Raw genomic sequence first — 26,494 nt, 5'->3', positions numbered from 1 at the left:
GTCACTCTCCCGCCGGTCCGTAGTACTCGAGGAACTCGTCCCGGTACGGCCCCTCGAGGTCGTTGTTGGAGGCGTACGAGCTGACGCCCGACATCGCGGTCTGGGCGTACGAGGACATCTGGTCCGGCGGGATGTCGGCCGCGCTGATGAGGCGACCGTTCTGGAAGAACGAGTCGGGCACCTCGTCGCGCGGGATGACGCCCGACTCGACCAGCGCGAGGTACGCGGTGATCTTCACCCGGTTGGTGCCGGCCGCAGCCCGGTCGTTGGCGTTGTCCGTGGCGGCGGCGCCCTCGGACGTGAAGGCGTTGCCGGCCGCGTCGGTGCCCAGGTCGACCGCCTGGCTGAAGCCGAAGTCGATGAGGTCGCTGCCGAACTCGCCGACCACGTCGGCGCCGGGCAGGGGCACGAGGCTGGTGGCGTCGCTGACCAGGTCGATGAACGCCTGGCGCTGGGCGTCGCGATCCTCGGCGCCGTCGATCTCGACCTGGCCGACCGAGTACTCGCCGAAGCCCTGAAGGGCCGCCGAGCGCTGCAGCACGTCGCGCAGCTGCATGCGCAGGTCGGGGTCGTCGGGGTTGGCCTCGAGGGCCGCGGCGATGTTGTTGATCTGGGTCTGCTGGTAGACGCCGACGCCCTCCGCGATGCGCTGCATGCCCTCGGGCGTGCTCATCGAGACCTGCATGAGCGAGTCGAGGTCGTCGGTGAACAGGATCGGGTAGTGGTCGAACGACCCGAAGTTGTCGATCGTCAGCGAGGTCGAGCCGCCGGCGCCGTCCTCGTTCGGGAAGCGCAGCGCGGTGTCGACGGCCGGCATGTAGAACTTCAGCAGGTCGGCGATGTACGGCGAGGCCGGCTGCGCGTCGTTGGCGTTGAAGCCGGGGCTGTTGGCCACCTGGTCGAGGAACCGCGACACCAGGCCCGTGGTGGCCTCGGGGTCGTTCGTGAGGTTCTCCACCGACGTGCCGATGCCCTCGACGGCGTGCGAGATGCCGCCGTAGCCGTCGGCCTTCCACTCACGGTCGTTGAAGTAGTAGGTCTGGCGGTCCCAGCCGTCCTCGGTGGACTCGGTGAAGAAGGTCAGCCCGGCCTCGGGGTTCTCCCCGAAGTTGTGCATGATCATCGCCATCGGGTCGTCGTACCAGCCGGTCTCGTTGCCGGTGGGCAACGGCCCGTGGCCGTTGTGGCCGTACCAGTCCTGCGCGCTGAGCACGCCGTCCTCGGTCATCCGCTCGAAGTCGTCGAGCGTGCGCGCGGCGCCGAGCAGGAAGTCGTCGGAGTAGTTCGTCTCGCCCATGAGGAACGTCAGGATGTTCGCGCCGTTCATGCCCATGCCGAACTCCTCGGCGAAGGCGCGCTGCTCCTCGTCGGTGAGCAGGGGAGCGACGCTGAAGCGGACGATCTCCTCACCGAACGACTCGGCGGGGAAGCCGGGAGCGTTCGAGGCGGTGGCCAGGCCGGTGCGGAAGTCCTCGGCGAGCGCCGTGTAGACGTCGGGGTCACCAACGCCGCCGTAACCCATCGCCGAGGAGATGTTCGCCAGGAAGCCGACGGTGCCGTCCGGTCCGAGCTCGGTGAACATCGCCGCCATGACGTCGGGGTCCTCGTTCCACGTCTCGAGCAGGCCCGCGAGGTGGTCGAGCTGGTCCTGGTCGGAGGTGGCGTCGATGTTGCTCGCGGCGGAGGCGAGCTCCTGGCCGAGCATCTCCTTGACGTTGGACAGCGTGTCGCTGGTGACGGTGTACGACGCGGTTCCGGTGCCCTCGGTGTCGAGCAGGATCGCCAGGTCGCGGCGCGTGGTGAGGTCCTCGAGGTGGTCGTCGAGCCAGCGGGTCTTCTTGCCCAAGGTGCTCTCGGACAGGCTCGGCAGGCTGATCGGGGACGCGGAGCGCGCGACCGCCGCCTGGGAGGTGACCTCGGAGGAGAGGTCCTCCATCGCGGTGATGGCAGCGCTGATCTCGTCGATCTTGATGGTGACGGTGGTCATGGGCCGCCCTCAGTACATGCTCTGCATGCGCCACTGGCGCGGCCAGTTGTTCCCGCGCCAGTCGTTCTCGGGCACCCGGTCGGGCTCGGAGCCGATGCGCGCCTGGATCGTGGCGACGGCGTCGTCGAAGGCCTCGGGGATGCCGGTGCACTGCTCCTTGAGCTCGGCGATCCACGAGTCGGCCTCGGTGCAGACCCAGCCGCCGTTGGCGAGTGGGTTGGCGATCGCCTCGAGCGGCGATCCGTAGCCCGCGTACACGTTGTTCCCGCAGTTGGTGACCGTGGTCCTGGCGGACTGCAGCGTCCCCCGGAACAGGTTGGGCTCGGTCGTGTCCTCGGTGTCTTCAGGTGTCATCGTTTCCCCCGGCGATGGTGTGCTTCGGCAGGCCCAGCGTACCGTCGATCGCCGACATCGTCAGCCCGGCATGGTCACAACGGGCCATGTCCGATGGTCGGGTAGGGCTGCCGCCGTGCGATTCGTCCGTTACGCTCGTGCCCAGCATCCTGGTCCCTGCGTTCGAATAAATCGGGGGACGAACTCACGAAGGAGACAAACCCATGGTGCAAGCTCGGATCGAAGATCTCTACGCGCTGTACAACACGCTGAACAAGTCGATGCAGGAAACCGACACGATGGTCAACAACGTGGACGGCTCCCTGAACCAGGCCAACGAGGAGTGGCAGTCGACCGGCGCCAAGGAGTTCAACGAGGCCTGGGTCCAGTTCAAGCAGGCGCTCACGCAGCTGTGCCAGGCGTTCGCCAACGCCGGCACCGACGTCGCCTTCCAGCACAACAAGTTCGCCGAGGGCGCCAAGGAGGCCGACCAGCACCCCGTGCTGTCGCCCCTGCAGTCGCCTCGCTGACCTGCCTGTGACGCCCGGCCTCCCGTGGGGGCCGGGCGTCTCGGCTGTGCCGAAGGGAGCACCCATGCGCAGGACCATCGCCGCCGCTGCAGTGGCGCTGATGCTCGGACTGACCGCCGCGTGCGGCGGCGGTGACGACGACACCGCGGGCCCGCGGCCTAGCGCGTCCGCCACCACGACGACGCCCACCGCCGAGACGTGGACCGCCGAGGCGCGTCCGCAGCGGCCCGCCGATCAGCAGGGCGTCGAAGGCGCCCAGCAGTTCGCCGAGTTCGCCGCGAACACGGTCTTCTACATGATGGCCACCTCCGACGTGCCCGCCCTGACCTCGATCGCCGACCTCGGCTCGTGCGAGACCTGCCGCGAGTGGTCGAACAACTACGACGACGGCAAGATCAACAAGCAGTCGATCCTGTCGGGTCCGGTCACCTACGAGTTGGCCGAGAAGCCCACCGTCAACGACGATGTGTTCTACCAGGTGAAGCTCACGATGGACGTGCCCGCGGGCGAGTCCGTGGTCACCACCGACGGCAAGAAGAAGACGACGAACATCGACGCGGCCGAGGCACTGCCCTTCACGGCCGATCTTCAGTGGAAGGACGACCAATGGGTGCTGCTGCGCTACCAGTTGGGCTGACCTCGTTCGCGCGCCGCGTCGGCGCGCTCCTGTCCGCCACGGTCCTGCTCGCAGGCCTCGTGGCGGCCCTTCAGCTGTCCACGGCCGCTCCCGCCGCGGCCGACGACTGCCCCGGCGGATGGGGCGGCGAGGCCGGCTCCGGCGGCGTCGACGTCTGCGGCTCCGAGGGCGGCGAGCAGGGCAACCCCGGCGGCGGTGGTGGTGGAGGCGGAGGCGCCATCAGCGTGCCGGTGCCGTGGACGCAGCGGGTCTACGTGCCCAACTGCGCCGACAACTCCGTCCGTGCCACGGGTCCCGGCGTGAGGGACTACGAGACGATCAACGACGTCCTGTGCACCGCCTTCGACGCGGTCTGCCCGGTGGATGGCGAGTACAGCTACCGCGTGTTCGAGCGCGCCATGGGGGCGGACAACCGCGCCACGGAGGAGAACTTCAGCAGCGCCGGCATCACGTGCCGCGGACAGGACGAGCCGAACGAGTCCGAGCCGCCGACGATCACCACCGAGGACATCATCGAGCGGGCGCTCGCGCTCGCGCCGACGCCGACCTTCGTGATCGAGCCGGCCGACCGCTCGTACGTCAACATCCCGACGAACTTCGCCGCGGAGGCGGAGGCCACCACTGTCACGGTCGACATCCTCGGCTTCCAGATCCCCGTGGAGTTCACGCCCGGCTCGGCGACGTGGTCCTTCGGTGACGGTCGCTCGGGCAGCGGCGTGGGTGTCGAGGGTGCCGCGGTCGGCCAGGCCGACGCGGTCGAGCACGCCTACGCCCGTTCGGGTGCGTTCGACGTGTCCGTCTCGGTGGCGTACACCGTGCGCATCACGACGCCCGCGGGTCCGATCGACCTGCCGGCCCCGATCGACCGGACCTCGGCCCCGCAGACCCTCGAGGTCGGCGAGATCCAGTCCGTCGTCACCGAGGTCGACTGACCCTCCGCCGTTCCCGCCTCCGGCGGGCGAGATGTGTAGCGGTGTCCACCGTTTTTCGAGCCATCCGGCCGGATTCCGGTGGACACCGCTACACATTTCTTGCGTCAGACCCGCTCACGGACCACGCGGTGCCACCTCGGGCTGAACACAGGGCGAGGTCCGCGGTAGCCGCCGCGCACCAGGGCGTGGTGAACTCGCGTGACGATCGCGACCGGCTTCGCGAGATCGGTGTCGTGGACGACGATCACGGTCCAGCCGCGCCGCTCCAGCGCCTCGCGCCGGTCGCGCTGCCAGCGCCGGTCGTCGGGCGACCGCTCGTGCCAGACGCCGTCGTACTCGACCACCACCTTGAAGCGCGCCCACTGGAGGTCGGGCGTGGCGACCAGGTGCCCGGCGTCGTCGAGGAGCGTCACGTTGCACGCCGGGTGTGGCAGTCCCGCGAGCACGATCATGAGCCGCACGAGCGTCTCCATGGGTGAGCGCGCGTCGGCCACCAGGTACTGCATCGCGCGCCGGGCGTTGACCACGCCGTCGAGGTGCCGACCGCGGCAGTAGTGCAGCAGCTCGTCGAACTCCACGAGACCGCGGTGGATCAGCCAGTCGCCGAAGACCACCAGTTGCAGGAACGTCAGCGACAGCGCGCAGTCGACGAAGGTGCGCGCAGGCGTCGTGACCAGGAGGCCGTCGACCTCGTGTGACGCGATCGGGTGCAGACGTCGGTGCACCCTGATCCGCTCGTTCCGGCTGACGGCGTTGCGTCGGGTCGACACGTGGATGCGGTCGTCGGCTCCGCTCAGCTCGGGTCCATAGAGCTCCTGCGCGGTGCGGTGGCTGACCACCGCGTCGGAAGGGCCGGCCAGGACCGCGGCCCTCAGCCACGTCCGCGGTGTCGGCTCCTCGGAGGCGAGGACGTGGACGCCGCGGAACAGCCGCCGGAAGCGACCGCCGTCGAGCATCCGGGCACTCATACCGACCGCCCGAGCCTCGGCGACGGTGAACGGCCGGCCGGTCAAGGACTCGGGGATCTCGCGCATCCCCCGAGGCTGACGGGCGGGGGAGGACGGAGGGAACAGCCGCCAGGAACCCTGTGGACGGGGAGACCCGCTGTCCCCAGCGCCAGATGTGTAGCGGCATCCACCGCTTCTCGGCCGATCCGACGGAAAAAGGGTGGATACCGCTACACATCTCGCTCGCCGGAGGCGAGAGACCGCGGTCAGGCCTTGGGGACCTGGACCCAGCGGTAGCCGGTGGGGTTGATGAGGAGGCCGCGGCCGGGCGGGACCGCGGCGCCGACCGAGCGGGGGAGGCGGGCGTTGAGGACGTCGCCGTCGTTCGAGGCGCGCGGCGACAGGATGAGGCCCGTGCGGCCGCGCTTGAGGTCGGACGGGAGGCCGCGGTAGACCGAGCCGAGCTCGTCGATGCCGCCCGCGATGATCATCGCGTTCGGGGTGTCGCGCATCGCGCCGTAGGTCTCGCCGAGCAGCTGGCCGATGGGCGAGTCCGCGCCCAGGACCTCGAAGTCGTCCACGACGATCAGGTGCTGGGTGCGCAGCCGCCCGATGGCCTCGCGGATCTCCTCGATCGGCTCGGCGCCGGTGAACTGCTGGAGGCGCCGGTCGTCGAGGTCGCGCAGCGGGGAGCGGCGCGGCGCGATGACCAGGACGTCGCGCCGGTGCGCGAGGTGCTGGCCGATCGGCACGACGAGAGCCGAGCTGCGCCCCGACCGCGGGGGACCCGCCACGAGGAAGCCCGGGCCGGTGGACAGCGGGTCGAAGCCCTCGAACGCGAGGGTGTCGCCGCCGACGCCGACCGGGATGAAGCTGGGGCTCAGCGCGGCCTCGGACGGCTCGAGCGAGAGCGCCTCGTCGAGGCTGATCGCCACGGGCAGCTCGTCGATGCGGTGCGGTCGCAGCTCGCGCGGGATGTCGCCGTAGCGCTCGGAGACGGCGCGCCCGAGCTCGTGGATCGCGCGGACCTGCGCGGTGCCCTCGCCCGAGGCGTCGAGCATCGCGAACTGGACCTCCTGAGGCCGCTCGCCGGCGCGGAAGCCGCGACCCGACGGGATGTGCGCGGGCACCTGCTTCGTGGGCAGGCCCACGACGGAGTAGTCGGACGGGTCGCTCATCGACAGGACGATCCGGTCGTCGACCAGCAGCGCGTAGCGCCCCAGGACGCCCGAGCGGTCGGCGCCGATGACGATGCGGATGCCGGCGCCCACACCCTCCTGCAGCAGTCCGACGAGGCGCTCCAGCAGGACGCCGCCGTCCACGGACTCGAACGCGCTGGTGAAGCCCTCGAGCCGGTCGAGCAGGACCACGAGGTACGGCAGCCGGTCGGGGCCGGCGACCGCTGCGCGCTGCTCGCCGATGTCGGCGAAGCCCTGCTCGGCCAGCAGCTGCTGGCGTCGCGTGAGCTCGCGGCCGAGGTGGTCGAACAGGCGGAAGATCCGGTCGATCTGGGTGCGGGTGACGACGGCGCCCACGTGCGGCAGCGACACGAGCGGCAACAGCGCGTTGTTGCCGGCGTCGATGCCGAAGACGTGCACGTCGGTGGGTGCGGTCTGGCGGGCGATCGCCGCCGCGATCGCCCGCAGCGACCACGACCGGCCCGACCGGGACTGGCCGGCGATCACCAGGTGGCCCGCGTTCTGCAGGTCCCACGAGGCGACCTCCTGCTGCTGCAGGTGGGGCAGGTCGCCGCGGCCGAAGACGATCGGCGCGATGACGGGCTCGGCGCCGATGTCGGGCGCGGTGGGCGCCTCGAGGTCGTCGAGGACGAGGGTCTCGGGCAGCGGCGGCAGCCACGGCTTGCGCATGGGCTCGAGGCCGATGAGCTCGTTGGCCTCGCGCACCGCGCCGACCAGGGTGGCCAGGTCGGTGGGGATCGAGACGTCGTCCTCGTCGGACTTCGCGGCGGCCGGCGGCGCCACCAGCTCGTCGACGCCGAAGCCGCGGGTGCGCAGCTCGGCGCGCTCGGAGCCGGCGGGACGGCCACCGACGCGCGAGCTCTGGAACGGCGTCAGGGACGAGTGGCCCAGGCGCGCGTACGCCCGGCCGGGGAACGACTTCGGGATCTCGGCGGCCACCTTGGACTCGATGACGTCGTCGGAGTCGTTGGCGTCCGTGACGCGCAGGGCGATGCGCAGGTTGGTGTTCGACTTGATCTCGGCGTTGACGACGCCCGCGGGGCGCTGCGTGGCCAGGATCAGGTGCACGCCGAGCGAGCGACCCCGTCGGGCCACGTCGACCAGGCCGGTGACGAAGTCGGGCAGCTCGGCCACGAGGGCGGCGAACTCGTCGATGATGATGAGCAGTCGTGGCATCGGCTCGTCGCCCGGCTGGCGGGCGGCGAGGTAGTCCTCGATGTCCTTGGCCGCGGCGTCGGCGAGCTGGTGCTCGCGTCGCCGCAGCTCGGCGCCGAGGGACTCGAGCGCCCGCGTCGTGAGGTGGCCGTCGAGGTCGGTCACCATGCCGACCGTGTGGGGCAGGTGCTGGCAGTCCATGAAGGCCGCGCCGCCCTTGTAGTCGATGAGGACGAAGTTGAACTCGTCCGGCCGGTTGCCCACCGCCAGCGACGCGATGATCGTCTGGAGGAGCTCGGACTTGCCCGAGCCGGTGGTGCCGGCGATGAGGCCGTGCGGTCCGTCGGCGCGCACGTCGATGCGGAACGGTCCGTCGAGGCCCTCGCCGATGACGGCCTTGGTGGTGCGGCCGCCGCCGGCCCAGCGGCGGACGAGGTCCTGGCCGGTGGGGGAGTCGAGGCTCAGCACGTCGAGCAGGCGACTGGCGGCCGGCAGGCTCGAGCTCAGGTCCTCGGTGCTGACGTCGCGGATCGGCGCGACCGCGCGACCGAGCCGCTCGAGCCACACGCCGTCGACCTCGTCGCGACGCACGGCGTCGATGTGGCGCTCGGCGGTGGTCTCGAGGTCGAGCAGGTCGCCGTGCAGCTCGACGATGGCGCGGCACTCCTCGGGCAGCTCGCGGCGCGTGCGGTCGAGGCAGATGAAGTAGACGTGCACGAACGCGCCCATCTTGAGCAGCGAGGTCATGCCGGGCGCCATGCGCAGCTCGCGGGCGCCGTCGAGGACGACGACGACCGAGGGCAGTGCCTCGCGCTCGTCGGTGTCGAGCTCCTTGCGCCGGTCGACCAGGTGCGTGAGCTCGGAGATCATCGAGGCGCGGTCGTCCTCGTCCAGTGCGAGCCGGGCGGCGCGCGGGTGGTCCTCGCTGGTGCGCGCGTGCGGCAGCCACTTCGTCCACTCCCACGCCGGGGCGTTGTCGCGGTCGGTGAACACCCAGACGGAGGCGTCGGTGGGGGAGTGCAGCGCGGCGACCTGGGCGACGAGCCACGAGGTGGTGGACAGGCACTGGTCGGACGGGCCGCACACGCCGAGCACCGCGGTGGGCGCCAGCGGCACGATGACGGGCACGTCGGGCGCGGTCCAGCGCAGCGGGCCCTCGTGCTGCTCGCGGGTGGAGTCCTTGACGATGACGTCGGACGGCAGGTCGCTCGTGCCCAGGCGCAGCTCGAGGAAGTCGGGATCCCAGCGCCGGCGCTCCCACAGGCGCGCCCGCGGGCCCGTGGCGAACAGGAGCACCGAGGCCGGGTCGGGGTAGATGGAGCGGCGCTGGCCCCGCTCGTCGGCCAGTGACGTGACGGCGGCCTTCTCCACGTCGGCGCGGCGACGGTGGAACTCGGCGAGCTGCTCCTGGTAGCGGACCTTCTGCTGGCGCCGCGTGCCCGTGGCGTTCAGCAGCATCATGATCGGCATCAGGATCATGAACATCAGCGAGAAGATCGAGCCGGTGCGCCAGTACATGAAGCCGCTCATGACCATCGGCGACAGCATCATCACCAGCGGGATGGGCGACTTGTCGGGCTTCTTCGGCTCGGTGGGCAACGAGAACTCGCGGGTGCGCGCCGGCGGGTGCAGTCGCGGCGGACGGTTGTAGTCCAGCTCGGGTCCGTTGGCCGACGGTGACAGCGAGGCGTCGGGCGCGCTCACCGCGCCCAGCTCGAACAGCACGTCGGCGACGCCGAGGACGGCGCCCGGCTCCCACGTCACGGACGCGGTGACCGGCTCACGGTCGAGCCGCACGAGCGGCAGGGGAGCGGAGGGATCGATCTGGCGGCCCTGCTGCAAGGCGCTCAGGCCGGGCTTGCGGCGGCGGAAGCGGCGCTGCTGGCGCGTGGCGACGCTGGCCTGCAGGACGATCGGCTCGGTGGGCGGCTCGCGGCGCTCGGGGATCGGGAGGGTGAGGTCACGCGCGGACTCGTCGGCCGTGACGACGACCCGGCCCTGCGCGTCGACCTCGAGGCGGGCGGCCACGTCGGGGGCGCCGTCGACGCGGATCGCGCAGTGGCTCGCCGACCCGATGGTCCAGGTGCCGATGCCGAGTCGGTGCACGCGGCCGGCGCCGCGGCCCGAGCTGACGCGGACCTCGACGAGGCCCTGCGGCTCGCGCTCGCGGTGGCGGCTGGGGCCGCCGAGGCCCACGACCACGCCGTGGCGGATGCCGGCCGACGCGAGGGTGTCGGCGGGGTCGAGGCGGCGCGAGCCGAGGAAGACGCCCGGGCCCGTGCGGTCGACTCCACCGCGGCGGGCGTCGAGGTCGATGACGTCGGCGACGTCGGCGTGGGGGCTGCGCATCCCGAAGAGCTGCTGCAGCACGGACTCGAGATCCCCGACCGTGCTCGTGGCGGAATAGGCGACGATGGCATCTCGGATCTCCCCCGACGATGCCGCCTCCGCGGTGACGAGCAATCGCATGGACCTCAGCGTAGAGGGTGGGACGCCGCGTTTCGGCCCGAGCGCAGGCACCGGGGGCGCCTTCGTGACGTCGCCCACCCGACAGGACGAGATGGCTGCATCGGGCTAGACTGTGGTGGTTCCTGCGGGGGGCTGCGCTGAGGGAGCGTGTCTTCAGTCCATTCGTGGGGCACCTCAACGTCTGCAAGGGGGAGCCACTTCATGTCGATGCGCACCAGCACCGATTCGGTCGGCGACGCGGTCCAGGACCGCCAGCGCGCACGGACCGCCCGGGGGGTCGGGGGACGAGCCGCACCGTCGGCCCCGCGTCCCACGCCTCCGCGTCGCCGCCGTCCGGCCGTGGCGCTGCTCGGCGTCCTGCTGATCGTCGGCGGTGCCGCGCTCGCCGGACTGCTCGCCCTGCGCATGGACTCGCGCGACCCGGTTCTGGTCGTCAACACCGACGTACCCGCCGGCACCGAGATCACGCGCGACATGCTCGGCGAGACCAACGTGGCCACCGAGTCGGACCTCATCGTCCCGTCGGGCGCGCTGTCGAGCGTGCTCGGCACGTACTCGCGCGTCCCGCTCGTGGAGGGCCAGCTGCTCGACACGACGATGCTCGTGCGCACCAACCCGCTCAGCGGTGGCCAGCGCGCCGAGGTCGGCGTGCCGCTCGTCGAGGGCCGCGTCCCCGACGACCTCGACTCCGGTGACCTCGTCCGCGTCGTGCGCATCGGCGAGGGCGAGACGCCCAGCCAGCCGCTCGCGCTCGCGCTCGTCATCCGCCCGCCGGTCCAGTCCGGTGGTGGCGGCGTGCTCGGCGGCGGCAGCGACGCGAAGGGCTCGGCGGCCACGCTGCTCGTCCCGCTCGAGGTCGCCGACGCGATCGTCGACGCGGCGGGCAACAACCGCATCGGCATGTCGCTCGTCGACCGCGGGGTGGCGGTGACCGACTCCGACCGGCTCCGCAGCCTGGCGAGCAGCCGATGAACGTGATCAGCTTCGTCTCCGCGAAGGGCTCGCCGGGCGTGAGCACGGCCGTGATGGGCCTGGCCGCGCGCTGGCCCGAGCCGGTCGTCGTGGCCGACCTCGACCCCATCGGGGGCGACGTCGCCACGCGTGAGCGCGACGCCGACGACAACGCGCTCGACGAGCAGCGCGGCCTGGTCTCCCTCGGTGCGGCGGTCCGCTCCGGCGACGAGGTCGACCTGGCCGACCACCTGCAGGAGACCAGCCACGGCATCGACGTCCTCGTGGGCGCCTCGGGGCCGCGCCAGGCGCAGAGCCTCGGCCCGGCCTGGCCGCACCTGCAGCGCACGCTGCGCGCCCACCCGGGCGACGTCCTGGCCGACGCCGGCCGGTTCATCGCCGGCTCACCCGCCGGTCCGGTGGTCGAGGGCTCCGACGCCGTCGTCTTCCTCGTCCGCTCCGAGATCGCCGCGGTGGCGCACCTGCGCGACCGGCTCTCCACCGTGAAGGAGCCGTGGTCGCTGGGCCGCCCCGGCGCCACGCGCGTCGGCGTCGCCGTGGTCGGTGACCCCCGCGACCAGCGCGCCGTCGACGACATCGGCCGGCTCCTCGCCGCGTCCGAGCTCGACGTCACGATGCTCGGCACGATCGCCTGGGACCCCAAGGCCGCCGCCCGCGGCGCCGCCTCGTCCTCGCGCGCCGTGCAGCGGTCCTTGTTCTCGCGGTCGCTCGTCGACCTCGTGCCCCGGGTCCGCGCCCTGGCCGCTCCGTCCACCGTCGCGCAGGAGATCTGATGGACCAGCAACTGCTGCGCACCCTGCGCGAGGAAGTCGCCGACACGTTGGCTCGCCAGCGTCGCGAGGACGCGGCCGCCGGCCTGCCCTCGATGTCCACCGAGGACGAGCGTCAGTTCGCGCGCGCCATCATCGCGCGCGTCCTGGAGTCCTACGCGCGCCAGGAGATCGCGGCCGGTCGCGCCCCGCTCTCGGGCAGCGAGGAGGCCGAGCTCGCCGACGGCATCCACGCCGCGCTGTACGGCGTCGGCCGGCTCCAGCCGCTGCTGGACGACCCCGACGTCGAGAACATCGACATCAACGGCTGCGACAACGTGTTCGTGGGCTACGCCAACGGCGAGGAGCGGCGGATGCCGCCCGTGGCCGACAGCGACGACGAGCTCGTCGAGCTGGTGCAGGTGCTCGGCGCCTACTCCGGCCTCACCAGCCGCCCGTTCGACACGGCCAACCCGCAGCTCGACCTGCGCCTGCCCGACGGCAGCCGCCTCTCGGCGGTCATGGGCGTCACGCCCCGGCCGTCGCTGTCGATCCGCCGCTCGCGCCTGGCGCGGGTGTCGCTCGACATGCTGATCGAGAGCGGCACGATGACGCCCGAGCTGGCGTCGTTCCTGTCCGCGGCGATCGCGGCGCGCAAGAACATCATGATCGCGGGCGCCACGAACGCCGGCAAGACCACGCTGCTGCGTGCGCTGGCCAACGAGATCAAGCCGGCGGAGCGCCTCATCACCGTCGAGCGCGCGCTCGAGCTGGGCCTGGGGGAGTTCCCCGACCTGCACCCGAACGTCGTCGCGTTCGAGGAGCGGCTGCCCAACTCCGAGGGCCAGGGCGCGATCCACATGTCCGAGCTCGTGCGCCGCTCGCTGCGCATGAACCCCAGCCGCGTCATCGTCGGCGAGGTGCTCGGCGACGAGATCGTCACGATGCTCAACGCGATGAGCCAGGGCAACGACGGCTCGCTGTCGACGATCCACGCGAACTCCTCGCTCGAGGTCTTCAACCGCATCTGCACCTACGCGATCCAGTCCGCGGAGCGACTGCCGGCCGACGCCACGATGATGCTCATCGCCGGCGCGATCGACTTCGTGATCTTCGTGGAGCGCCGCAACGAGTTCCAGACCGGTGGCGGCCTGCGCCGCGTCATCACCTCGGTCCGCGAGGTCAACGGCGTCGACGGTCGCGTGCTGTCGAGCGAGGTCTTCGCCGAGGGTCCCGACGGCATGGCCCACGCGGCCGCCGCGGTCAGCTGCATCGAGGACCTCCAGATGCACGGCTACCGGCCCACCGCCTACGAGGGCCAGGCGTACTGATGCTGTCCCTGGCCTTGATGGTGACGCTCCTCGGCGCCGTGGTCGGCGCCGGGATCCTGCTCGTCGTGGTGGGCATGTCCGACCACGACGACACCCCGAAGCGTCCGGGTCCCTCGCTGCGCGACCGACTGCAGGGCAGCGCGCGCCGCGCCCTGCTCGGCGCCGGCGCCGGACTCCTCGTGCTGCTGCTCACCAGCTGGCCGGTGCTGGCCATCGCGGTGGGCGCGCTCGTGTGGTTCGCGCCCATGCTCTTCGGCGGCCTGGCCAGCGAGAAGCGCGCGATGGCGCGGCTCGAGGGCCTCGCGGCCTGGACCGAGTCCCTGCGCGACACGATCGCCGGTGCCGTCGGCCTCGAGCAGGCCATCCCGGCCACCGCCTACGCCGCATCGCCGGCCATCAAGCCCGCGCTGATCCGGCTCACCGACCGACTGCGGGTCCGCACGTCGCTGCCCACCGCGCTCCAGGGCTTCGCCGACGACATCGACGACCCCAGCGCCGACCTCATCGTCGCCACCCTCATCCTCAACGCGCGGCTGCGCGGCCCCGGCCTGCGCGAGGTGCTCACGTCGCTGGCCAAGTCGGCGCGCGCCGACCTCGACATGCGCCGCCGCATCGCCGCCAGTCGCTCCAGCACGCGTCGCAGCGTCCAGATCGTCATGGCGATCACGATCGCGTTCGTGCTGATCCTGTCGATCTTCAACCGCGACTACGTGGCGCCGTACGCCACGCCGATCGGCCAGATCGTCCTGCTCGTCGTCATCGGCCTGTTCGCCGGTGGCTTCATCTGGATGCGCCGCCTGTCCGAGTTCGAGACGCCCGAGCGGTTCCTGCTGACGAAGCAGGAGGCGCGATGACCCTCATCCTCATCTGCGGCGCGATCGCCGGCGCCGGCCTGTGGCTGCTGTTCAGCCGCTCGCCCGCGTTCCACGCCACGGCCGCCTCCGAGCTGGCCCGCCTCGACGTCCAGCGCCGCCGCGGCGGCGTGCGTCCCAGCCGCGCCTCGCTCGAGGCCGAGGAGTCGCGCAGCGAGAAGTTCGGCGCCCGCGTGGCCGGGCTGCTCAACGACCGCGGCATCGAGCTGCCCGCGAGCATCCGCTCCGACCTCTCCGTCGTCGACCGCTCGGTCGAGAGCCACCTGGGCAACACGCTCGTGGCCGCCATCGTCGGCGCGTTCGCGCCGGCCCTCATGCTGTCGCCGTTCATGGTGGCGGGCTGGATCAGCCCGGTACTGCCGCTGTGGCTGGCGATCCTCGGCGCCCTCGGCGGCGCGGTGCTCGGCCAGCTGCAGCTGCACTCCGAGGCCACCGACCGTCGCCGCGACTTCCGCCACGTCGTCAGCGCCTTCCTCGACCTCGTGTCGATGAACCTCGCCGGCGGCCGCGGCGTGCCCGAGGCCCTCTCGGCCGCCGCCGGCGTCAGCCAGGGCTGGGGGATGGTCCGCCTGCGCGAGACCATCGAGAACGCCCGGCTGCAGGGCATCACCCCGTGGGCCGCGCTCGGTCGCCTCGGCGACGACATGAAGGTCGAGGAGCTGCGCGACCTCGCCGCGGCGCTGGCCCTCGTGGCCGAGGACGGCGCCAAGGTCCGCGACTCGCTCACCGCCCGAGCGGCGTCGATGCGCCAGCGCGAGCTGGCCGACTCCGAAGGCCGCGCCCAGGAGCGGTCCCAGTCCATGCTGGTGGCACAGCTGCTGCTCGCCGCCGGCTTCCTCGTCTTCCTGATCTACCCGGCGCTGTCCGGCATCGCCGGTCTCTGAGACCACCGCACCCGAAGGAGAAGCACATGTTGAACCCCGCACTCGGCTACCTCGTCACGATGCTCGGCGCCCGCCTCGACAAGGCGCGCCGCGAGGAGGGTGCCTCCGCAGTGGAGTGGGTCGTCATCGCGGCCGTCCTCGTCACCGTCTGCGGCATCATCGGCGTGATCCTGACGAACGCCCTCCAGGGCGAGGCCAACGAAATCGGCAACAACATCCAGAACCCCTGATCCGATGCGATCTCGGGCACGGGACGAGCGGGGGGCCAGCGCGATCGAGCTGGTCCTCTACACGCCCCTGCTCATGATCGCCATGATCATCACGATCCAGTTCGCGCTGACCTACCTGGCCAAGCAGTCCGCCAGCGCGGCGGCCCGCGAGGCCTCGCGCGTCGCCCGCGTCACCGGCGACGCCGACCAGGGCCGCACGAAGGGGATCTCCTCGGCCAACCAGCTCGGCCGGGGTGTCCTGCGCGGACCGCAGGTCACCGTCGTGCAGGTGGGCGACAGCATGCGGGCCACCGTCTCCGGACGCGCCAACCAGCTGCTGCCGTTCATCGGCTCGCCGCGCGTGGAGGAAGTGGCCCAGGGCCGCATCGAGGAGTTCCAGGAGGACACGCCGTGATCCGCCGGATGCGCAGGTCCGAGCGCGGCTCGATGTCGGTCGAGGTCGTGCTGATGGTGCCGATCCTCGTCATGTTCCTCATGCTCGTGCTGGCCGGCGGCCGCTACGTCACGGTCCGGGCCGACATCGAGTCCGCCGCCCGCGACGCCGCCCGCGCGGCCTCCTTCGAGCGGAGCCAGTCCGCCGCGTACTCGGCCGCGTACGAGGCCGCGAACGCCAGCGACGTCGACGACCGCTTCTCCTCGTGCGACGTGGCCAACATCGGCGGCACGTTCGCCGCGGGCGGCGTGGTCGAGGTGACGATCCGCTGCCGCGTCTCCAACGACGGCCTGGGCTTCGTCGGCCTCACCGGCAGCCGCGACTTCGAGGCCAGCAGCAGTGCCCCCATCGACCAGTACCGGAGGTTCGGATGAGCAGGCGTGAACGCGGAGGCGCGACGATCTTCGTGCTCGGCATGTCGCTCGTGCTCATGCTGTGCGCCGGCCTCGTGATCGACGGCGGCATGGGCATCAACGCCCGGATGCGCGTCGCCGACGACGCCGAGCAGGCCGCCCGAGCCGGTGCCAACGCCGTCAACGTCGACCAGCTGCGCAGCGGTGGCGCGCTCGCGGTCGACCCCGGACTGGCCCGGCTCTACGCGCAGGACTTCCTCAGCGCGCGGGGCTACCCCGCCTCGCAGTTCTCGATCACGGTGAACGCCAACACCGTCGCGATCGAGGTCCGCGACACCAGCGAGACCACGATGCTCAAGCTCATCGGCATCAACCAGTACCCGGTCACCGCCCGAGCCACCGCGACCGCCGCCACCTCCTGACCTGAGGAGCACCATGACTGATCCCACCCTGACCCCGGACGCCAGCCGCTTCGAGTCGCTCGCACCTGCCCCGGTGGAGGAGTCCTCGTCGGTCGCCTCGCGGATCGGGTCCGCACTCGCGCTCGTCGCGCTGCTCGTCGGCCTTCCCGTCGCGCTGCTGCTGCTCGGCGGCGCCCCGCCGATCCCCACCGAGCTGCCGGCCCTGCGCGACCTCGCGCGCCAGCTCGGTCCCGAGGACCTGGTGTCGGTGCTCGTCGGCATCGTCTGGCTGCTGTGGCTCGTGTTCGTGGTCTGCGTCGTGCTCGAGATCGTCGCCACGCGTCGCGGCGGCCTCGCGCGCACCGTGCCGTTCGCCGGCCCGCTGCAGCACCTCGCGCGTGCCCTCATCGGAGGTCTGCTCGTGACCGGTTTGGTCGCCGGTCCCGCCGCGAACGCCGCCGGCCCGTCGGAGTCCGACATCGCCCCGCAGACCGGTGCCGTCGCGGCGGCCGTCGTCGACGCCGTGACCCCGGCGCCCGAGGAGAAGCCCGCGGCCACGGACAAGGTGGAGAACCGCCTCGAGGGCGAGCTCGTCTACACCGTGAAGGCGCCGAAGGACGGCTACCACGACAACCTGTGGGACATCGCCGAGCGCCACCTGGGCGACGGCTTCCGCTACAAGGAGATCTACGAGCTCAACAAGGACAAGGTCCAGCTCGACGGTCGCAAGCTCGAGCTCGCCCGGCTGATCCAGCCCGGCTGGCAGCTCGTCATGCCCGGCGACGCCAGCGGCGTCGACCGCGTGCCGGTCGAGCAGGCGCCGGTCACCCCGCCCGCCGGCTCGCAGGGCGGCGGCGGTGGCGGCACGTCCGACGCGGGCGGCGTCGAGGCCGACTCCACGGCCCAGGCCCCCGAGTCCACCGCGTGGTGGATGGGCGCCGGCCTGCTGGCCAGCGGCCTGCTCGCCGCGCTGGCGGTGGCGCGTCGCCGTCGTCCCGGCGGCGAGCCCGACGAGAGGGCCCGCGAGACCGAGGCCGATCTGCGCCTGGCCGCCGATCCCGAGCGCGCCGCCGCGCTCGACACCGTGCTGCGTCACCTCACCGACGCCTGCGAGCGCGCGGGCGTCGACGTCCCGGCGGCCTACGCGGCCGTCGTCGGTCACGACGACGTGGCCCTGCACCTCGCGCCTGCCGTCCCGGAGGCGGTCGAGGGCTGGGAGGCCGTCGAGGACGGCGCCGTCTGGCGCCTGACGTCCGACCTCTCCACGCTCGAGGCGCCCGAGGACGCCGAGCCGGCGTACCCGTCGCTGGTCAGCCTCGGCGTCGACACCGAGGGCCGCGACGTCCTCGTCGACCTCGCGTCGTCCGGTGGTCTCATCACCGTCGGTGGCGACCTGCACGTCAGCGCCGAGGTCATCACCTCGCTCGTCCTGCAGACCGCCGTCAGCCCTTGGTCGCGGTCGGTCCGCGTCCTGGCCACGGGCCTGCCGTCCGCGGTGGCGTCGGTCGCCGAGCGCGTCACGATCGTCAACGACCTCGAGTCCGCGGCCTCCGAGCTCGAGGCCTCGCGCGCCGACGACGTCCTCACCGGCCGCCGCCGCGAGGACGAGGTCGCGATCCTGGCCGTGGGCAGCCAGTCGCCGGGCTTCGCGCTCGAGCGGCTCGCCGGCGTGGCCGCGGCCCACCCGGGCACGGCCGCCATCGCGGTCGGCGACCACGACGCCGCGCGCTGGCGCCTCCACGTCGACGAGCACGGCACGCTGCACGTGCCCCAGCTCGGCCTGGCCGTCACCGCCAACCGCATCGGCGCCCATCACGCCGAGGCAGTCGCCTCGCTGTTCGCCTCGGCCGGCCTGACCACGCGTCCCGGCGACGGCGACCGGGTGGCCATCGCGCTGCCGCGTCGCGACGCCGACGACGCCGCCTGGCTCACCGCGACCAGCCGCGTCGGCATCCTCGGCTCGGTCGTCGTCGACGGCCCGGGGGAGCAGACCGAGCGTCGCGCCACGGTCCTCACCGAGATCATCACGTTCCTGGCCCTGCACCCCGAGGGCGTGCACCCGACCGTGCTCGCCGGCGCCGTGTGGCCGCTCGGCGTCACCCCCGAGGTGCGCGACGCCAACATCGAGCGCGCCCGCGTGTGGCTCGGCTCCGACCGCGAAGGCCACCACCGCCTGCGCGAGAGCCTCGACGGGCGCCTGTCGCTGGGCCCCGACGTCGTGTGCGACTGGGACGCGTTCCGCCACCTCGTGATCGCCAGCCGCCGGGCCGAGTTCCCGCGCGACGAGATCGACCTGCTGCGTCGCGCGCTCAAGCTCGTGCGCGGCCCGGCGTTCGAGGGCGCTCCGCGCGGTCGCTACGCCTGGGCGGCCACGCTCGACCTGCCGCGCACGATCGGCGAGCTCGTCATCGACGCCGCCCTGCGTCTGGCCACCCTGCTCCAGGACGGCCGCGACCCGGCCGGCTCCGCGGCGGCGGCCGGCGCGATCCTGCGGATCTACCCGACGCACGAGGAGGCGTGGCGGATCATCCTGCGCGCCCGTCACGAGACCGGCGGCGCGTCCGCGGTCGCCGTGGCGGTCGACCAGCTCGAGACCGCGCTCGCGGGCGAGCCGATGGACCACACCACCGCCACGCTCGTGGACGAGCTGCTGCCGCACCGCGGCTCGCAGATCTCCTGAGTCAGCGCACGCAGCCGCCGGAGCCGCTCACCGCGGCCCGGCCGGCTGTCGTGCTGATGTTGGCGCCCATCGTGAAGGGGCCCTTCGCGAATCGGACGCTGACCTCGTCGCGCGCGGGGTCGACGGGGTCGGGCTTGACCTCCCAGCCCTCGGCGGCGAAGTGGTCGGCGATCTCGCCGCGCAGCCGCTCGGCGGCGGTGTCGTCCACCGCGACGTGCACGGCGTAGGACAGGTCGATCCCGCTGTCCTCCTGGCCCGGCACGCAGTCGCCGAGCTCGTCCTGCACGACCTCGGGGTCGGTGCCCACGCGGGCGGCCAGGTCGTCGACGTGCGTGCGCGCCTCGGCCGCGCGGGCCTCGGCCCGTTCCTGCAGGTCCATGTCGTCCTCCTTGCCGCACCCTGCCAGGACGATCCCGCAGAGCATGAGCGCCGCCACCGTGCGCCTCATCCGATGTCGATCCTCTCGCCGTCGTCCTGCCAGCCCACCTGCACGGGGATCGCGGGGCCGTAGGGCGACCGAGGGACCTGGTACTCGGGCGAGTGATACGTCTGCACGACGCCACCGGTGAACACCTCGTACATGTTCCTCCACGCGTCGCTCTGCTCCTCGAACACGCCCGAGTGCGAGTCCGGGCCGGTGTTCAGCGAGCCGTCGACGCGGTCGCCGGTGTGCAGCCGCGTGGTGCCGTCGAACAGGTCGGGGTCGGCGCCGTGCCCGACGTCGCCGATCTGGACGCCCTGGGTCAGCTCGATCACGTCGCCCGGGGCGGTCATCGAGTAGCGGTCCACGGACGACTGCGAGGCGGGGAGGTCGTCGGAGTCCCGGACGTCGTGCCCCATCCCGGCGGACTCGATGTGCAGCACGCGGTCGGCGACCAGCCCGCTGAGCTCGGACCGGCCCACCACGGCGCCACCGTAGGAGTGCCCCGCGACGGTGACGCTCGGCCGGGAGTCGGTGACGCTGCCGATCTCCTGGTCGAGGTCGCGTGAGAACTCGGCCAGCCGGGGACCGAGGTCGAGGCTGTAGCTGGCGAAGGGCGCGTCGGCGACGATGTCGTCGGGCAGGTCGCCGCCCATCCACGACACCATCGCCAGCTCGCCCGCGGCGTTGTTGGCGACGAAGCCGCGCGACCGGCGGGCCACGCCGCCCTCGTAGTTCGACAGGTCGCTGCCGGTGCCCGGCACCAGCACCCCGACGTTGCGGGTGTGGCCGTCGATCGTGCCGTGCAGCTCGGCGATCGCGCCGTCTCCGGCCGGGTCGAATAACACGATCGTGCGGTCGTCCTCGAGGATCGACTCGTACAGGCTGATGCGGTCTTCGAGGGTACGGATCAGCCCTTCGAGGTCGTCGTTGTTGAGGCCGAGGAAGTCCCAGTCGTCCTGGTTCCGGGCGTGCTGCTCGCGCAGGTCGGCCAGCTCGCGGCGCTCGTCCGCGAGCGCCGCGACGACGTTCACGGCGTTCGCGTGGGCGCGGTTCGCGAAGGGGACACCGGAGAGGCTGCCCACGAGCGAGGGGTAGGTCATGGCGAGGATCGCGGCGTCGTCGGGGGAGAGGCTCGCGAACAGGTCGCGCGCGTCCGAACGGCGCTGCTCCCAGACCTCGGCGGCGCCGCCCGTGGCGGTCATGAACGGCCCGACGAGGGAGCGCAGGGTGCCCGCCGGCCCCGTGCCATGCGGCTGGGTCGACTGCAGCGCCGTGGCCACGCGGGGATGGTCGACGACGAACCGGCGCAGCTCGGCGGGCGTCATGACCGATCCCGGGGGCAGGTCGCGGCCCACCGATCCGAGTGTCAGGAGCAGCGCCGACAGCTCCTCTCCCTCCAGTCCCGTCGCTTCGACGAACCCGGGACCGAACCGCTGGTCGCCCGCCTGCCCGACCAACGTCGCGGGATCCCAGCCGCCCTCGGGCACGGTGACGACGGTCGTGCCGTCGCCGTCCTCGTCGAGCAGCAGGGCGATCGCGGCGAGGTCGCCCACCATCGGCAGCTGCTCGTGCAGCCACGTGGCCTTCTCGCGCAGCGGCGTCAGACTCGGGAGCGTCACGGGCGACGTCGCCGCGGCGAGAGCGGACTCGGAGTCGACGGACTGGGCCAGCCGCCGCATCTCCCCGCGCGCGGCCAGCAGCAGGGCGTGATCCAGTTCGACCCGCACGCGTCCCCCCGATGGTCCGTGTCCGGTCAATCTATGAGCGCCGCACGGGCTCGGCAACCGCGGCTGGACGGCCCGGGCGGCCCTCGTGCGCCCCCATTACGCTGGAGACGATGAGCACGACCCCCGATCGCGTCTACCTCGACCACGCGGCCACCACCACGATGTGGCCCGAAGCCGTCGAGGTGATGCACGACGAGCTGCGCCGTACGGGGAACCCCTCGAGCCTGCACGAGGCCGGCCGCCGCGCCCGCCGTGTCGTGGAGGAGTCGCGCGAGTCGATCGCCGAGCGCCTGGGCGCCCGTCCCAGCGAGGTCGTGTTCTGCTCCGGCGGCACCGAGGCCAACAACCTCGCGATCAAGGGGCTCTACTGGTCGCGCCGGTCGGCCGACCCGCAGCGCGACCGCATCGTCTTCAGCTCGATCGAGCACCACGCGCTGCTCGACCCCGTCACGTGGCTCGCCGCGCACGAGGGCGCCCGCATCGACGTCACGCCGGTCGACCGGCAGGGTCGGGTGCGCCTCGATGCGCTACGCGAGGCGATCGAGGCCCGTCCCGAGGACGTCACAGCGATCACCACGATGTGGGCCAACAACGAGATGGGCACGATCCAGCCCGTCACCGAGGTCGTCGAGATCGCCCGCGCGCACGGGATCCCCGTGCACTCCGACGCGGTCCAGGCCGCGGGCTACCTGCCGCTGGACTTCGCGGGCACGGGCCTCGACGCGATGACCGTCACCGCCCACAAGCTCGGCGGCCCCGTCGGCGTGGGCGCGCTGGTGATCCGCCGCGAGATCGAGGCCACGCCACTGCTGCACGGCGGCGGGCAGGAGCGCGACCTGCGCTCCGGCACGGTCGGCGTCGCGTTGATCGCCGGCTTCGCCACGGCCCTCGAGCTCACGGTGCAGCGCCAGGCCGAGAACGCGGCTCGCATCGAGGCGCTGCGCACGCGCCTCGTCGAGGGCATCGCGCGCGTCGTGCCCGAGGCGGTGGTGAACGGCGATCCCGAGCCGGGTCCCACGCACCGCCTGCCGAACATCGCCCACGTGACGTTCCCCGGCTGCGAGGGCGACGCCCTCCTCATGCTGCTCGACGCCCAGGGCGTGGAGGTCTCCACCGGCTCGGCCTGCCAGGCCGGCGTGCCCCAGCCCAGCCACGTGCTCCTCGCGATGGGCTTCGACGACGCCGCCGCGCGCGGTTCGCTGCGGTTCAGCCTCGGCCACACCTCCACCGAGGCCGACGTCGACCGCCTGCTCGAGGTGCTGCCCGCCGTCCACGAGCGCGCCCGCTCGGCCGGCCTGGTCCGGAGCCGCACCCGATGAGGCTCATCGCCGCGATGTCCGGCGGGGTCGACTCCGCCGTCGCCGCCGCGCGTGCCGTCGACGCCGGCCACGACGTCACCGGCGTGCACCTCGCGCTGAGCCGCAACCCGCGGTCCTACCGCTCGGGCGCGCGCGGCTGCTGTTCCATCGAGGACGCGGGCGACGCCCGGCGCGCCGCCGACGTCATCGGCATCCCGTTCTTCGTCTGGGACATGAGCGACGAGTTCGCCGACGAGGTCGTCGACGACTTCATCGCCGAGTACACGGCGGGCCGCACGCCCAACCCGTGCCTGCGCTGCAACGAGAAGATCAAGTTCGCGGCGGTGCTCGAGCGGGCGGTCGCGCTCGGCTTCGACGGCGTCGTCACCGGGCACTACGCGCGATTGGCGACCTCCGAGCGACCCGGCGGCGAGGTCGTCGAGCTGCACCGCGCCGTCGACCACGGCAAGGACCAGTCCTACGTCCTCGGCGTCCTCACGCAGGACCAGCTGGAGCGCTCGGTGTTCCCGCTCGGCGACGACCCGAAGACCCTCGTGCGTGAGGAGGCCGCCCGCCGCGGCCTCCAGGTGGCGAACAAGCCCGACAGCCACGACATCTGCTTCATCGCCGACGGCGACAACGCCGGCTGGCTGGCCGACAAGCTCGGTCCGCGTCCCGGCCCGATCGTCGACGAGTCCGGGGCCGAGGTCGGCTCCCACGACGGCGCGTACGCGTTCACGATCGGCCAGCGCAAGGGGCTGCGGCTCGGCGTCCCGGCGTCCGACGGCAAGCCGCGCTTCGTGCTCGACATCGAGCCGGTCTCGGGCACCGTCACGGTGGGCCCGCGCGAGCACCTGGCCATCGACGCGATCGAGGGCATCAAGCCGCTGTGGTGCGACGAGCCGCCCACCGAGCCGCTCGACTGCACCGTCCAGCTGCGCGCCCACGGCGACGAGCACCGCGCCACCGTCACGGTGGACGGCGACGTCGTCCGGGTCGAGCTCCGCGACCCCGCCACCGGCATCGCCCCGGGCCAGGCCTGCGTGATCTACGCCGGCACCCGCGTGGTCGGCTCGGCCACCATTTCGCGCACCTCCCGCTCCGTCGCCGCCTGACCCCCCCGGGGCCCGGCCCCCCTGGGAGGGCGGTGAGTGGTCAACCCTTCCCTTGGTGGGGCGGTGAGTGGTGAACCCTTCGGGGGTCGGATGCGGTTGAGGGCTCACCGGCCTGCCGGGGTTCGGTTGACAGCTCACCGCCCACCCCGGGTTGCCGCGGGAATCGCGAAGGCCCCGGAGTCGTTGACCCTGGCGTGTGGGACAGCATCGTCATCGGAGCCGGGCAGGCCGGCCTGTCGACCTCGTTCCACCTGAGCCGACTCGGCGTGCGCCACCTCGTCCTCGACGCGAATCCACGCGCGGGCGGGGCGTGGCAGCACCGGTGGAACGCCCTGACGATGGCCGACGTCCACGGCGTAGCCGACCTGCCGGACGACCCCGTGCCGCCGGCCACGGGTCCCGAGCGCGCCAACGACTTCGTGCCCGGCTACTTCAGCGACTACGAGACCCACCAAGACCTGCCCGTCGTGCGCCCTGTGGTCGTGAGGTCCGTGCACGACGAGGACGGCGTGCTCCGCGTGGAGGCCGAGGACGGCCGCACGTGGCACACCCGCACCCTCGTGAACGCCACCGGCACGTGGCGTCGCCCGTTCGTGCCGCACTACCCGGGACAGGAGTCGTTCCGGGGCCGGCAGCTGCACACGGCCGGATTCGGCGACCCCGAGGACTTCCGCGGAAAGCGTGTGCTGGTGGTCGGCGGAGGCGCCTCGGCCGTGCAGTTCCTCGGCCTGCTGCGCCCTCTCACCGACACCCTGTGGGTCACGCGGCGCGAGCCGGTCTGGCGCACCGACGAGTTCGACCAGCAGGCGGGTCGCGAGGCCGTCGCGATGGTGGAGGAGCGCGTGCGTCGCGGGCTGCCGCCGCGCAGCGTCGTGAGCGTCACCGGACTCATGCTGCGGCCCCAGGAGCAGGAGGCCGCGCGCCTCGGCGCCTACGAGCGCCTCCCGATGTTCGAGCGGATCGAGCCCGACGGCGTGCGCTGGGCCGACGGCACGTTCGAGCCCGTCGACGTCATCCTCTGGGCCACCGGCTTCCGACCCGACGTCGAGCACCTGCGGCCGCTCAAGCTGCGCTCGCCACTCGGTGGCATCCAGCTGGGCGACACCACGGCGACCTCGACGACGGCTGTCGTCGACCCGCGCGTGCAGCTCGTCGGCTACGGCCCCTCGGCCTCCACGATCGGCGCCAACCGGGCGGGCCGCGTGGCCGCCCGCGCGGTGGAGCGCGCGCTGGAGCAGGCCTCCGCTCAGGCCAGCTGACGCTCGAGGACGAGATCGTCCTCGGTGTGCGCGCCGACGACGAAGCGACGCTCGCCGACGAGCTCGAAGCCCTGCTTGGCGTAGAAGCGCTGGGCCCGGGCGTTGCGGCCGTTCACGCCCAGCCACACGCTGGCCGCCCCCGCGGCGCGCGCCGACTCGACGACGGCCTCCATCAGCCGCGCGGCGACCCCGGTGCCGTGCGCGGCCGGGTCGGCGTAGCACTTGCTGAGCTCCACGGTGGGCCGCAGCCGCACGAGCGAGGCGAGGTGCTCGTCGTAGGGCTCGCGCGCGAACGTCAGGGTGTAGCCGGTCAGGACGCCGTCGTCCTCGGCCACCAGGACCTCAGCGACGTCGTCCGCGAGGTACTGCGCGAACCGCTCGAGCGACAGGTGCTCGGCGACGAACGCGGTCATGCTCGCCTCGGGCATGTCCGGCGGGCAGGCGAGCGGGAACGTGCGCGCGGCCAGGTCGGCCAGGGCGGGCAGGTCGGCTTCCGTGGCGGGTCGAACGGTCACCGGATGATTCTCACAGGCGCCCGTGCGGGAGAATCGTCGGCATGCGCGCCACGGGGATCGGATCCATGCCCGGCGAGGAGCTCGCTCCCGTCGCGCGGCACGTGATCGACACGTTCGGCGACGACGGGATCGTGTTCGTACCCGAGCTGCCCGACCGCGGCGCGCCGTCCGCGATGCTCGGGCGCACGCTCGGCCTGGTGCCGCTGCCGATCGACCTGCAGCCGGCCGGCTGGCGACTCGCGCCGGGGCAGGGGATGGACCAGCGACGCGCCCGCTCGGCGCTGCGGGCCGACCTCGACCTCCTCGAAGAGCTGCTCGCCGGACTCGAGGTCGCGGTCAAGCAGCAGGTCACTGGCCCGCTGACCCTCGCCGCCACGGTCGAGCGGCCGCGCGGCGACAAGGTGCTCTCCGATCACGGCGCCCGGCGCGAGCTGGCCGAGGCGCTGGGCGAGGGCGTCCGTGAGCACGTGCGCGAGCTGCGTCGGCGCTTCACCGGCGAGCTGACCGTGCAGGTCGACGAGCCCGCGATCACGGCCGTGCTGGGCGGCAAGGTCCCGACCGCGAGCGGCTTCGGGCGGCACCGGTCGGTCGACGCTCCGCTCGCGGATGCGCTGCTGCGGCCCGTGGTGCAGGCCATCGTGGACGGGGGCGCGCGGCCCGTCGTCCACTCGTGCGCGCCCGACGTGCCGGTCGCGCTGCTGGCCGGCGCGGGCTTCGAGGCGATCGCGTTCGACGTGTCCCTGGCCCGGCCGTCCGACGAGTGGGCGCAGGCCTTCGAGTCCGGCACCGACCTGTGGTTCGGCGGCGCCGACGCGGCCCGGGTCGAGGACTTCATGGGGCGGCTCGGGTTCGCGGTGGAGTCGTTCGCGTCCCGCGGCGCGGTGACCCCCGCCTGCGGCCTCGCCGGCCGCGCGCCCGCCGACGCCCGCCGCGCCCTCGAGCTCGCCGCCACCGCCGCCCGCTCCCTGACCTGACTGCCCCCCCCCCCCGAGATTTGCTCCACTTCCCACCTTTCAACCGCTCTGAAAGGTCGAAAGTGGAGCAAATCTCGGGGGCGCGAGC

General features: G+C 72.6%; 24 protein-coding genes. 17 read left to right on the top strand and 7 right to left on the bottom strand.

Annotated features, from left to right (window positions below; all coding sequences use genetic code 11):
* Position 1: 1 nt before the first annotated feature.
* A complete protein-coding gene (locus ACK99Q_RS15895; protein ID WP_410187095.1) occupies positions 2 to 1,987 on the bottom strand; it encodes a DUF6571 family protein in 1,986 nt (661 codons plus the stop codon).
* Between the two features lie 9 nt (positions 1,988 to 1,996).
* Positions 1,997 to 2,341: a hypothetical protein gene (locus tag ACK99Q_RS15890; protein ID WP_410187094.1), complete on the bottom strand. Its 345-nt coding sequence runs from the start codon at positions 2,339 to 2,341 to the stop codon at positions 1,997 to 1,999.
* Positions 2,342 to 2,544: 203 nt separating this feature from the next.
* Here ACK99Q_RS15890 and ACK99Q_RS15885 point away from each other — a divergent pair, with 203 nt between their 5' ends.
* The 3 genes from ACK99Q_RS15885 (at position 2,545) to ACK99Q_RS15875 (ending at position 4,419) form a co-directional block, all read left to right on the top strand.
* Positions 2,545 to 2,850, top strand: coding sequence for a WXG100 family type VII secretion target (locus tag ACK99Q_RS15885; protein ID WP_410187093.1), 306 nt, complete (start codon positions 2,545 to 2,547; stop codon positions 2,848 to 2,850).
* A 64-nt stretch (positions 2,851 to 2,914) separates the two neighbouring features.
* Complete coding sequence (locus ACK99Q_RS15880; RefSeq protein WP_410187092.1) at positions 2,915 to 3,487, top strand: DUF6318 family protein; 573 nt, start codon at positions 2,915 to 2,917, stop codon at positions 3,485 to 3,487.
* A complete protein-coding gene (locus ACK99Q_RS15875; RefSeq protein ID WP_410187091.1) occupies positions 3,457 to 4,419 on the top strand; it encodes a hypothetical protein in 963 nt (320 codons plus the stop codon). The genes ACK99Q_RS15880 and ACK99Q_RS15875 overlap by 31 nt, the downstream gene beginning before the upstream one ends.
* Before the next feature lie 104 nt (positions 4,420 to 4,523).
* Here ACK99Q_RS15875 and ACK99Q_RS15870 read toward each other — a convergent pair whose 3' ends face one another.
* Positions 4,524 to 5,453 carry a hypothetical protein gene (locus tag ACK99Q_RS15870; RefSeq protein WP_410187090.1) on the bottom strand — a complete coding sequence of 310 codons (930 nt, stop codon included), beginning with the start codon at positions 5,451 to 5,453 and terminating at the stop codon, positions 4,524 to 4,526.
* Between the two features lie 179 nt (positions 5,454 to 5,632).
* Positions 5,633 to 10,189, bottom strand: coding sequence for an FtsK/SpoIIIE domain-containing protein (locus ACK99Q_RS15865; RefSeq protein ID WP_410187089.1), 4,557 nt, complete (start codon positions 10,187 to 10,189; stop codon positions 5,633 to 5,635).
* 201 nt (positions 10,190 to 10,390) lie between these two features.
* Between ACK99Q_RS15865 and ACK99Q_RS15860 the strand changes: the two genes are divergently transcribed.
* Genes ACK99Q_RS15860 through ACK99Q_RS15815 form a run of 10 tightly spaced genes read left to right on the top strand, consistent with a single transcriptional unit; the run spans position 10,391 to position 19,094 of the window.
* Positions 10,391 to 11,161 carry an SAF domain-containing protein gene (locus ACK99Q_RS15860; protein WP_410187088.1) on the top strand — a complete coding sequence of 257 codons (771 nt, stop codon included), beginning with the start codon at positions 10,391 to 10,393 and terminating at the stop codon, positions 11,159 to 11,161.
* Positions 11,158 to 11,934, top strand: coding sequence for a hypothetical protein (locus ACK99Q_RS15855; RefSeq protein ID WP_410187087.1), 777 nt, complete (start codon positions 11,158 to 11,160; stop codon positions 11,932 to 11,934). The genes ACK99Q_RS15860 and ACK99Q_RS15855 overlap by 4 nt, the downstream gene beginning before the upstream one ends.
* Entirely contained in the window at positions 11,934 to 13,241 is a 1,308-nt protein-coding gene (locus ACK99Q_RS15850; protein ID WP_410187086.1) for a CpaF family protein, read from the top strand. Before ACK99Q_RS15855 ends, ACK99Q_RS15850 begins: the two co-directional genes overlap by 1 nt.
* Entirely contained in the window at positions 13,241 to 14,095 is an 855-nt protein-coding gene (locus ACK99Q_RS15845) for a type II secretion system F family protein (RefSeq protein WP_410187085.1), read from the top strand. The genes ACK99Q_RS15850 and ACK99Q_RS15845 overlap by 1 nt, the downstream gene beginning before the upstream one ends.
* On the top strand, positions 14,092 to 14,997 hold the full coding sequence (locus tag ACK99Q_RS15840) for a type II secretion system F family protein (protein WP_410187084.1): 906 nt from the start codon (positions 14,092 to 14,094) through the stop codon (positions 14,995 to 14,997). Before ACK99Q_RS15845 ends, ACK99Q_RS15840 begins: the two co-directional genes overlap by 4 nt.
* A 26-nt stretch (positions 14,998 to 15,023) precedes the next feature.
* The gene (locus ACK99Q_RS15835) at positions 15,024 to 15,227 is read left to right on the top strand and encodes a Flp family type IVb pilin (RefSeq protein ID WP_179425408.1); all 204 of its coding nucleotides are present in this window, start codon (positions 15,024 to 15,026) and stop codon (positions 15,225 to 15,227) included.
* 4 nt (positions 15,228 to 15,231) lie between these two features.
* Positions 15,232 to 15,621 carry a TadE/TadG family type IV pilus assembly protein gene (locus tag ACK99Q_RS15830; RefSeq protein ID WP_410187083.1) on the top strand — a complete coding sequence of 130 codons (390 nt, stop codon included), beginning with the start codon at positions 15,232 to 15,234 and terminating at the stop codon, positions 15,619 to 15,621.
* Entirely contained in the window at positions 15,618 to 16,034 is a 417-nt protein-coding gene (locus ACK99Q_RS15825) for a TadE/TadG family type IV pilus assembly protein (protein ID WP_410187082.1), read from the top strand. Before ACK99Q_RS15830 ends, ACK99Q_RS15825 begins: the two co-directional genes overlap by 4 nt.
* Complete coding sequence (locus tag ACK99Q_RS15820; protein WP_179425404.1) at positions 16,031 to 16,435, top strand: TadE/TadG family type IV pilus assembly protein; 405 nt, start codon at positions 16,031 to 16,033, stop codon at positions 16,433 to 16,435. Before ACK99Q_RS15825 ends, ACK99Q_RS15820 begins: the two co-directional genes overlap by 4 nt.
* Positions 16,436 to 16,448: 13 nt before the next feature.
* Positions 16,449 to 19,094 carry a BTAD domain-containing putative transcriptional regulator gene (locus tag ACK99Q_RS15815; protein ID WP_410187081.1) on the top strand — a complete coding sequence of 882 codons (2,646 nt, stop codon included), beginning with the start codon at positions 16,449 to 16,451 and terminating at the stop codon, positions 19,092 to 19,094.
* Position 19,095: 1 nt separating this feature from the next.
* Here ACK99Q_RS15815 and ACK99Q_RS15810 read toward each other — a convergent pair whose 3' ends face one another.
* Both ACK99Q_RS15810 and ACK99Q_RS15805 read right to left on the bottom strand, forming a co-directional pair.
* Positions 19,096 to 19,542: a hypothetical protein gene (locus ACK99Q_RS15810; RefSeq protein WP_410187080.1), complete on the bottom strand. Its 447-nt coding sequence runs from the start codon at positions 19,540 to 19,542 to the stop codon at positions 19,096 to 19,098.
* Positions 19,539 to 21,245: an alpha/beta hydrolase gene (locus ACK99Q_RS15805; protein ID WP_410187079.1), complete on the bottom strand. Its 1,707-nt coding sequence runs from the start codon at positions 21,243 to 21,245 to the stop codon at positions 19,539 to 19,541. Before ACK99Q_RS15805 ends, ACK99Q_RS15810 begins: the two co-directional genes overlap by 4 nt.
* A gap of 110 nt (positions 21,246 to 21,355) precedes the next feature.
* Here ACK99Q_RS15805 and ACK99Q_RS15800 point away from each other — a divergent pair, with 110 nt between their 5' ends.
* The 3 genes from ACK99Q_RS15800 (at position 21,356) to ACK99Q_RS15790 (ending at position 24,917) form a co-directional block, all read left to right on the top strand.
* Positions 21,356 to 22,564, top strand: a complete 1,209-nt coding sequence (locus ACK99Q_RS15800) for a cysteine desulfurase family protein (protein WP_410187078.1) — start codon at positions 21,356 to 21,358, stop codon at positions 22,562 to 22,564.
* A complete protein-coding gene (mnmA, locus tag ACK99Q_RS15795) occupies positions 22,561 to 23,658 on the top strand; it encodes a tRNA 2-thiouridine(34) synthase MnmA (RefSeq protein WP_410187077.1) in 1,098 nt (365 codons plus the stop codon). The genes ACK99Q_RS15800 and mnmA overlap by 4 nt, the downstream gene beginning before the upstream one ends.
* 194 nt (positions 23,659 to 23,852) lie before the next feature.
* Positions 23,853 to 24,917, top strand: coding sequence for an NAD(P)-binding domain-containing protein (locus ACK99Q_RS15790; protein ID WP_410187076.1), 1,065 nt, complete (start codon positions 23,853 to 23,855; stop codon positions 24,915 to 24,917).
* Here ACK99Q_RS15790 and ACK99Q_RS15785 read toward each other — a convergent pair.
* The gene (locus ACK99Q_RS15785) at positions 24,905 to 25,432 is read right to left on the bottom strand and encodes an N-acetyltransferase family protein (RefSeq protein ID WP_410187075.1); all 528 of its coding nucleotides are present in this window, start codon (positions 25,430 to 25,432) and stop codon (positions 24,905 to 24,907) included. The genes ACK99Q_RS15790 and ACK99Q_RS15785 overlap by 13 nt on opposite strands.
* Positions 25,433 to 25,473: 41 nt before the next feature.
* On the opposite strand from ACK99Q_RS15785, the gene ACK99Q_RS15780 reads away from it, so the two are divergent.
* Positions 25,474 to 26,406, top strand: a complete 933-nt coding sequence (locus ACK99Q_RS15780; protein WP_410187074.1) for a methionine synthase — start codon at positions 25,474 to 25,476, stop codon at positions 26,404 to 26,406.
* The last annotated feature ends 88 nt before the right edge of the window (positions 26,407 to 26,494 follow it).

This window comes from Aeromicrobium sp. MLTX1, assembly GCF_046452335.1.
GTDB lineage: Bacteria > Actinomycetota > Actinomycetes > Propionibacteriales > Nocardioidaceae > Aeromicrobium.
The sequence above is the reverse complement of the archived record's forward strand: the minus strand, read 5'-3'. Positions and strand labels throughout refer to the sequence as shown.

Coding starts and splice junctions, on each gene's coding strand:
- ACK99Q_RS15895 (WP_410187095.1), bottom strand. CDS start 1,987: ATGACCACCGTCACCATCAAGATCGACGAGATCAGCGCTGCCATCACC.
- ACK99Q_RS15890 (WP_410187094.1), bottom strand. CDS start 2,341: ATGACACCTGAAGACACCGAGGACACGACCGAGCCCAACCTGTTCCGG.
- ACK99Q_RS15885 (WP_410187093.1), top strand. CDS start 2,545: ATGGTGCAAGCTCGGATCGAAGATCTCTACGCGCTGTACAACACGCTG.
- ACK99Q_RS15880 (WP_410187092.1), top strand. CDS start 2,915: ATGCGCAGGACCATCGCCGCCGCTGCAGTGGCGCTGATGCTCGGACTG.
- ACK99Q_RS15875 (WP_410187091.1), top strand. CDS start 3,457: ATGGGTGCTGCTGCGCTACCAGTTGGGCTGACCTCGTTCGCGCGCCGC.
- ACK99Q_RS15870 (WP_410187090.1), bottom strand. CDS start 5,453: ATGCGCGAGATCCCCGAGTCCTTGACCGGCCGGCCGTTCACCGTCGCC.
- ACK99Q_RS15865 (WP_410187089.1), bottom strand. CDS start 10,189: ATGCGATTGCTCGTCACCGCGGAGGCGGCATCGTCGGGGGAGATCCGA.
- ACK99Q_RS15860 (WP_410187088.1), top strand. CDS start 10,391: ATGTCGATGCGCACCAGCACCGATTCGGTCGGCGACGCGGTCCAGGAC.
- ACK99Q_RS15855 (WP_410187087.1), top strand. CDS start 11,158: ATGAACGTGATCAGCTTCGTCTCCGCGAAGGGCTCGCCGGGCGTGAGC.
- ACK99Q_RS15850 (WP_410187086.1), top strand. CDS start 11,934: ATGGACCAGCAACTGCTGCGCACCCTGCGCGAGGAAGTCGCCGACACG.
- ACK99Q_RS15845 (WP_410187085.1), top strand. CDS start 13,241: ATGCTGTCCCTGGCCTTGATGGTGACGCTCCTCGGCGCCGTGGTCGGC.
- ACK99Q_RS15840 (WP_410187084.1), top strand. CDS start 14,092: ATGACCCTCATCCTCATCTGCGGCGCGATCGCCGGCGCCGGCCTGTGG.
- ACK99Q_RS15835 (WP_179425408.1), top strand. CDS start 15,024: ATGTTGAACCCCGCACTCGGCTACCTCGTCACGATGCTCGGCGCCCGC.
- ACK99Q_RS15830 (WP_410187083.1), top strand. CDS start 15,232: ATGCGATCTCGGGCACGGGACGAGCGGGGGGCCAGCGCGATCGAGCTG.
- ACK99Q_RS15820 (WP_179425404.1), top strand. CDS start 16,031: ATGAGCAGGCGTGAACGCGGAGGCGCGACGATCTTCGTGCTCGGCATG.
- ACK99Q_RS15815 (WP_410187081.1), top strand. CDS start 16,449: ATGACTGATCCCACCCTGACCCCGGACGCCAGCCGCTTCGAGTCGCTC.
- ACK99Q_RS15810 (WP_410187080.1), bottom strand. CDS start 19,542: ATGAGGCGCACGGTGGCGGCGCTCATGCTCTGCGGGATCGTCCTGGCA.
- ACK99Q_RS15800 (WP_410187078.1), top strand. CDS start 21,356: ATGAGCACGACCCCCGATCGCGTCTACCTCGACCACGCGGCCACCACC.
- mnmA (WP_410187077.1), top strand. CDS start 22,561: ATGAGGCTCATCGCCGCGATGTCCGGCGGGGTCGACTCCGCCGTCGCC.
- ACK99Q_RS15780 (WP_410187074.1), top strand. CDS start 25,474: ATGCGCGCCACGGGGATCGGATCCATGCCCGGCGAGGAGCTCGCTCCC.